This window comes from Sphingomonas mali NBRC 15500 (assembly GCF_001598415.1).
In the GTDB taxonomy this organism is placed as follows: Bacteria; Pseudomonadota; Alphaproteobacteria; order Sphingomonadales; family Sphingomonadaceae; genus Sphingomonas; species Sphingomonas mali.
This window is the reverse complement of record NZ_BCYX01000034.1, coordinates 36,869-43,190: the sequence shown is the minus strand read 5'-3', so window position 1 is coordinate 43,190 and position 6,322 is coordinate 36,869. Positions and strand designations below refer to the sequence as shown.

The 6,322-nt window shown below is 65.2% G+C and carries 4 protein-coding genes; 3 read left to right on the top strand and 1 reads right to left on the bottom strand.

Going from position 1 to position 6,322, the window contains the following annotated elements; genetic code table 11:
• The first annotated feature begins 113 nt into the window (after positions 1-113).
• From SMA01S_RS18855 to lpdA, 3 genes are all read left to right on the top strand, one after another.
• Positions 114-3,050: a 2-oxoglutarate dehydrogenase E1 component gene (locus SMA01S_RS18855; RefSeq protein ID WP_084250430.1), complete on the top strand. Its 2,937-nt coding sequence runs from the start codon at positions 114-116 to the stop codon at positions 3,048-3,050.
• A 9-nt stretch (positions 3,051-3,059) separates the two neighbouring features.
• Positions 3,060-4,304 (top strand): 2-oxoglutarate dehydrogenase complex dihydrolipoyllysine-residue succinyltransferase, encoded by a 1,245-nt coding sequence (gene odhB / locus SMA01S_RS18850; RefSeq protein ID WP_066826090.1) that lies wholly within the window; start codon positions 3,060-3,062, stop codon positions 4,302-4,304.
• Positions 4,305-4,407: 103 nt separating this feature from the next.
• On the top strand, positions 4,408-5,799 hold the full coding sequence (gene lpdA, locus SMA01S_RS18845; protein ID WP_066826084.1) for a dihydrolipoyl dehydrogenase: 1,392 nt from the start codon (positions 4,408-4,410) through the stop codon (positions 5,797-5,799).
• 175 nt (positions 5,800-5,974) lie between these two features.
• Here the strand turns inward: lpdA and SMA01S_RS18840 are convergent, their stop codons facing one another.
• The gene (locus SMA01S_RS18840; protein WP_066826081.1) at positions 5,975-6,241 is read right to left on the bottom strand and encodes a GCG_CRPN prefix-to-repeats domain-containing protein; all 267 of its coding nucleotides are present in this window, start codon (positions 6,239-6,241) and stop codon (positions 5,975-5,977) included.
• Between the last annotated feature and the right edge of the window lie 81 nt (positions 6,242-6,322).

Genomic DNA, 6,322 nt, shown 5'->3' with positions numbered 1-6,322 from the left:
AGGCTCGCGTCGAGCTGCGCTCGACCACCCCTCTCCCAGCTTCGACTAAGGCCCTGCGGGCCTAAGTCTGCGCAACCCTCTCCCCTCTGCGAGGGGCGAGGGGGAGGTTGGAAATGGGATACGAAGGTCTGGATTTCAGCGAGATCGCGGCGAGTGTATCGCCTGCGTTCGTGGAGACGCTGTACAACAAGTTCAAGGAATCGCCGGAATCGGTCGAGCCGTCCTGGCGCGGCTGGTTCGAGGGGCTGGAGAACGGCCCGTCGACCGCGAGCTGGGCTAATCCCGCCTGGCCGCTCGCGTCGACCGACGATTTGACCGCGGCACTCGACCCGACCCAAATGGAGCCTGCGCCCAAGCCAGCGCGCGGCGCGGCGCCTGCCGCGGCCGCGCCGGCGGCCAAGCCCGCCAGCCAGGACGATATCGTCAAGGCGGCGAGCGATTCGATCCGGGCGATGCTGCTGATCCGCACCTATCGCGTGCGCGGTCACCTCGCGGCGACTCTCGATCCGCTCGGCCTGTCGCGGCACGAACTGCCCGACGATCTCAAGACCGAATATTACGGCTTTTCCGACAGCGACGTCGACCGCCCGGTCTACATGGGCGGAACGATGGGGCTGCAATGGGCGACGATCCGCGAACTCGTCGACATCCTGCGCGCCAATTACTGCGGCAATGTCGGCCTGGAATATATGCACATCGCCGATGTCGAGGAGCGCCGGTTTCTCCAGGAACGGATGGAGGGCAAGGACAAGGCGATCCAGTTCACCACCGACGGCAAAAAGGCGATCCTCAACAAGGTGATCGAGGCCGAGCAGTGGGAACGCTTCGCCGGCAAGAAGTTCGTCGGCACCAAGCGCTTCGGCCTGGACGGCGGCGAGGCGATGATCCCCGCGCTCGAAAGCGTGATCAAATATGGCGGCCAGATGGGCGTCAACGAGATCGTGTTCGGCATGGCGCATCGCGGCCGCCTCAACGTGCTGGCCAATGTCATGGCCAAGCCGCTGCGCGTGATCTTCCACGAATTCGGCGGTGGTTCGGCCAACCCCGAGGATGTCGGCGGGTCGGGTGACGTCAAATACCATCTCGGCACCTCCACCGACCGCGAGTTCGACGGGATCAAGGTCCATATGTCGCTGGTCGCCAACCCCTCGCATCTCGAGGCGGAAGACCCGGTCGTGCTCGGCAAGGTCCGGGCGATCCAGACGATGGCCGGCGACCTCGAGGAGCATCGCCACGCCCTGCCCGTGCTGATCCATGGCGACGCGGCGTTCGCGGGCCAGGGCATCGTGTGGGAATGCCTCGGTTTCTCGGGCATTCGCGGCTACAATACCGGTGGCTGCATCCACTTCGTCATCAACAACCAGATCGGCTTCACCACCAGCCCGCAATTCGCGCGCTCGTCGCCTTATCCGTCGGACGTCGCCAAGGGCGTTCAGGCGCCGATCTTCCACGTCAATGGCGACGATCCCGAAGCGGTGACCTTCGCCTGCAAGATGGCGATCGAGTTCCGCCAGAAATTCCATCGCGACATCGTCATCGACATGTGGTGCTATCGCCGCTTCGGCCATAACGAAGGCGACGAGCCGAGCTTCACCCAGCCGTTGATGTACAAGGCGATCCGCCAGCATCCCGGCGTCAGCGAAGTCTATGGCAAAAGGCTGATCGCCGAGGGTGTGGTCGACCAGGCCTGGATCGACCAGATCACGCACCAATTCGAGACCCTGCTCGAAGGCGAATTCGAGGCGGGCGCGTCATACAAGGCGAATAAGGCGGACTGGTTCGCGGGCCGCTGGTCGGGGCTGCACGCGCCGGCCGATGCCGAAAGCGCACGCCGCAACGTCGAGACCGGCATCGAGCGTAAATTGTTCGACAGCCTGGGCCGCACGCTGACCACGATCCCCGAGGATTTGACCGTCCACAAGGCGCTCAACCGGGTGATCGACGCCAAGCGCGAGATGTTCAAGTCGGGCGAGAATTTCGACTGGGCGACCGGCGAGGCACTCGCCTTCGGCTCGTTGCTGTCAGAAGGCTATGGCGTCCGCCTGTCGGGCCAGGATTCGGGCCGCGGCACCTTCTCGCAGCGCCATGCCGTCTGGGTCGACCAGAATGACGAGCACAAATATGTGCCGTTGTGGAATGTCGAGCACGGCAATTTCGAAGTGCTCGATTCGCCGCTCAGCGAATATGGCGTGCTCGGCTTCGAATATGGCTATGCGCTCGCCGACCCCAAGACCCTGGTGATCTGGGAAGCGCAGTTCGGCGATTTCGCCAACGGTGCGCAGATCATGATCGACCAGTTCATCGCTAGCGGTGAAGCCAAGTGGCTGCGCGCCAATGGCCTGGTGATGATGTTGCCGCACGGCTATGAAGGCCAGGGTCCCGAGCACAGCTCGGCGCGCCCGGAACGCTTCCTCCAACTCTGCGCCGGCGACAACATGCAGGTCGCCAATTGCACCACGCCGGCCAACGTCTTCCACTTGCTGCGCCGCCAGATGCACCGGACGTTCCGCAAGCCGCTAGTGATCTTCACGCCCAAGTCGCTGCTGCGCCACAAGCGCGCGGTGTCGAAGGCCGAGGACTTCCTGGGCGACAGCCATTTCCGCCGCATCCTGTCGGATCCCGACGCTCCGGCCGATACCGAGACGAAGCGGTTGGTGCTGTGCACCGGCAAGGTCGCCTACGACCTGTTCGAGGCACGCGACGCGGCGGGTGACAAGAACACCCAGGTGGTGCGGATCGAGCAGCTCTATCCGTTCCCGGGCGAGCCGCTTGCCGAGCGCGTCCGCCGGATGCCCAATCTCGAAGAGATCGTCTGGGCTCAGGAAGAGCCGAAGAACAATGGCTATTGGTTCTTCGTCGAGCCGTTGATCGAGGAAGCGTTGACCGCCGCCAAGTGCAAGGTGAAGCGTGCGCGCTATGCCGGCCGCGCGCCCTCGGCATCGCCCGCGACGGGCCTGGCCAAGCGCCACCAGACCGAACAGGCCGCGCTCGTCGCCGACGCGCTCGGCCACAACGTACGCGAAGAAATCCGCCGCACGCGGAAGAGCTAAGGGAAGATCATGGCAACCGAAGTCAACGTCCCCACGCTGGGCGAATCGATCGTCGAGGCAACTGTCGGCGAATGGCTGAAGCAGCCAGGCGATCCGGTGAAGGCCGACGAGCCGATCGTCAGCCTGGAAACCGACAAGGTCGCGGTCGAGGTGCCGTCGCCGGTCGCCGGCGTAATGGGCCAGCATGCGGTCGCCGTCGGCGACAATGTCGCGGTCGGCGCGCTGCTCGCGACGATCGAGGCAGGCGGTGCTGGAGCGGCGGCCCCGGCCGCTACCCCTGCGCCGGCAGCTCCCGCTCCGACGCTCGCCTCCGCTCCCGCCGCGACCGCCGGTCAGCAGGCGCCGGCGTCGGGTGACACGCCGGCCGCGCTCAGCCCCTCGGTGCGCCGCGCGGTGCTCGAAACCGGCGTCGATCCTGCGACGGTCAAGGGCACTGGCAAGGATGGCCGCCTGACCAAGGACGACGTGCTCGCCGCCGCGGCGACGCCGCCGGCACCCGCCGCCGCTCCCGCCCCCGAGCCGGTCCAGACCCCGTCGGTCGCCGCCTCGACCGGGCGCAAGGAAGAGCGCGTCCGCATGACGCGCCTGCGCCAGACCGTCGCCAAGCGGCTCAAGGACGCGCAGAACACCGCGGCGATGCTGACGACGTTCAACGACGTCGACATGTCAGCGGTGATCGAGGCGCGCACCAAGTACAAGGATCTGTTCGAGAAGAAGCACGGCGTGCGCCTCGGCTTCATGGGCTTCTTCGTGAAGGCCGCCTGCATGGCGCTGAAGGACGTACCCGCGGTCAACGGCCAGATCGACGGCGAGGAAATCGTCTATCACGATTATGCCGACATCTCGGTCGCCGTCTCGGCACCGCAGGGTCTGGTCGTCCCGGTCATCCGCGATGCGGACCAATTGTCGGTCGCCGGCATCGAAAAGACGATCGGCGATTTCGGCAAGCGCGCCAAGGACGGCACGCTCAAGATGGAGGAAATGAAGGGCGGTACCTTCACTATCTCCAACGGCGGCGTGTTCGGTTCGCTGATGTCGACCCCGATCATCAACCCGCCGCAATCGGCGGTGCTCGGCTTGCATCGTATCGAGGACCGTCCGGTGGTTCGCGACGGCCAGGTAGTGGTGCGTCCGATGATGTACCTCGCCCTCAGCTACGACCACCGCCTGATCGACGGCCGCGAAGCGGTGACCTTCCTGGTCGCGCTCAAGAACGCGATTGAGGACCCGACGCGGATTTTGATCGACCTGTAACTATATAACCGTCACCCCAGCGAAAGCTGGGGTCTCGTGCCGCCAGCACATCGCCAGCCGCATGAGATGCCAGCTTTCGCTGGCATGACGACTGGAGGCTTGAATGGCTGACTATGATTTCGACGTCCTGGTGATCGGTTCGGGCCCCGGCGGCTATGTCGCCGCGATCCGTGCGGCGCAGCTGGGGCTCAAGACCGGGTGCGTGGAGAGCCGCGAGACGCTGGGCGGCACCTGCCTCAACGTCGGCTGCATCCCGTCCAAGGCGATGCTGCACGCGAGCGAATTCTACGATCACGCCGCCAACGGCATGATGGCCAAGATGGGCATCAAGGTCACGCCCGAACTCGACCTCGACACGATGCACGGCCAGCGCAAGGACGCGGTCAAGCAACTGACCGGCGGCATCGAGTTCCTGTTCAAGAAGAACAAGGTCGAGTGGATCAAGGGCCATGCCGCGTTCACCGCCGCCGACACCGTCCAGGTGGGCGACCGTAGCGTGCGCGCGAAGAACATCGTCATCGCCACCGGCTCGTCGGTAACGCCGCTCCCCGGCGTCGAGATCGATCAGAAGGTCGTGGTCGATTCGACCGGCGCGCTCGAACTGCCCAAGGTTCCCGAGCAGATGGTCGTCATCGGTGGCGGCGTGATCGGGCTCGAGCTCGGCAGCGTGTGGCGTCGTTTGGGCGCCAAGGTCACCGTGGTCGAATTCCTCGACCAGATCCTGCCCGGCTTCGATGGTGAGGTCCGCAAGGAATCGAACAAGATCCTCAAGAAGCAGGGCCTCGAATTCAAGCTGTCGACCAAGGTCACCGGCGTGACCGTGAAGGGCGACAAGGCGACTCTCACCGTCGAGCCCGCCGCTGGCGGCGCGGCCGAGACGATCGAAGCGGATACCGTGCTGGTGTCGATCGGCCGCAAGCCGAACACGGACGGGCTCGCGCTCGACAAGGCCGGGCTCGGCACCAACCAGCGCGGCCAGATCGAGATCGATCACGATTTCCGGACCTCGGTCCCCGGCATCTGGGCGATCGGCGACGTCGTTCCCGGCCCGATGCTCGCGCACAAGGCGGAAGACGAAGGCATCGCGGTCGCCGAGAATATCGCGGGGCAGCACGGCATCGTGAACCACGATGTGATTCCGTCGGTGGTCTACACCTGGCCCGAAATCGCCGGTGTCGGCCTGACCGAGGAAGCGGCGAAGGAACGCGGCGAGGTGAAGGTCGGCAAGTTCCCGATGCTGGCCAACAGCCGCGCCAAGACCAATCACGAGCCCGATGGCTTCGTGAAGGTAATCGCGGATGCCAAGACCGATCGCGTGCTGGGGGTATGGTGCATTGCCAGCGTCGCCGGCACGATGATCGCCCAAGCCGCGCAGGCGATGGAATTCGGCGCGACCAGCGAGGACATCGCCTATACCTGCCATGCGCATCCGACGCACAGCGAGGCGATCAAGGAAGCGGCGATGGCAGTGACGGGGAAGCCGATCCACGTCTGAGCCGGCAAGGATTTAGCGGCAGCTAAATCCGCGCAACCGCGGCTCAGATCGGCGGGCGGCGCTCAAGCGCCGACCGACGAGTTTCAGGTGCGGGATGCCCCGCATCCCGCAGGCCATGCCGGGGGCATGGCCGACCTGAAACTGGCTTTGCCGCACCGCCTGCCGAAATCAGCAATTACCGATAGCGCCAGCCACCCCGCCAGCGTTCGCGATGGTGCCAATAGCGACGGCCATCCCAATAGCCACGATTGGGATAATAATTGCCGATGACCAAGCGGACTCTCGGGCCGCCCGCATAATAGCCCGGTCCGCGATTGGGAACGCAGCGGTCGTGCCAGCCGCGATGCCAGCCACGGCCGCATCCTTCGCGCGCCATGGCGGGGGTCGCGGCGGCGAGCATGGTGCCGGCGGCGGCCAAAGCCAGGATCATTGTCTTACGCATGGTGACCTCTCACTTCTTGTTACTCGCCCGGCGGCGCGGAACGCTGCCGGACACGTCATCAACGCACGACCGCGAAATTCC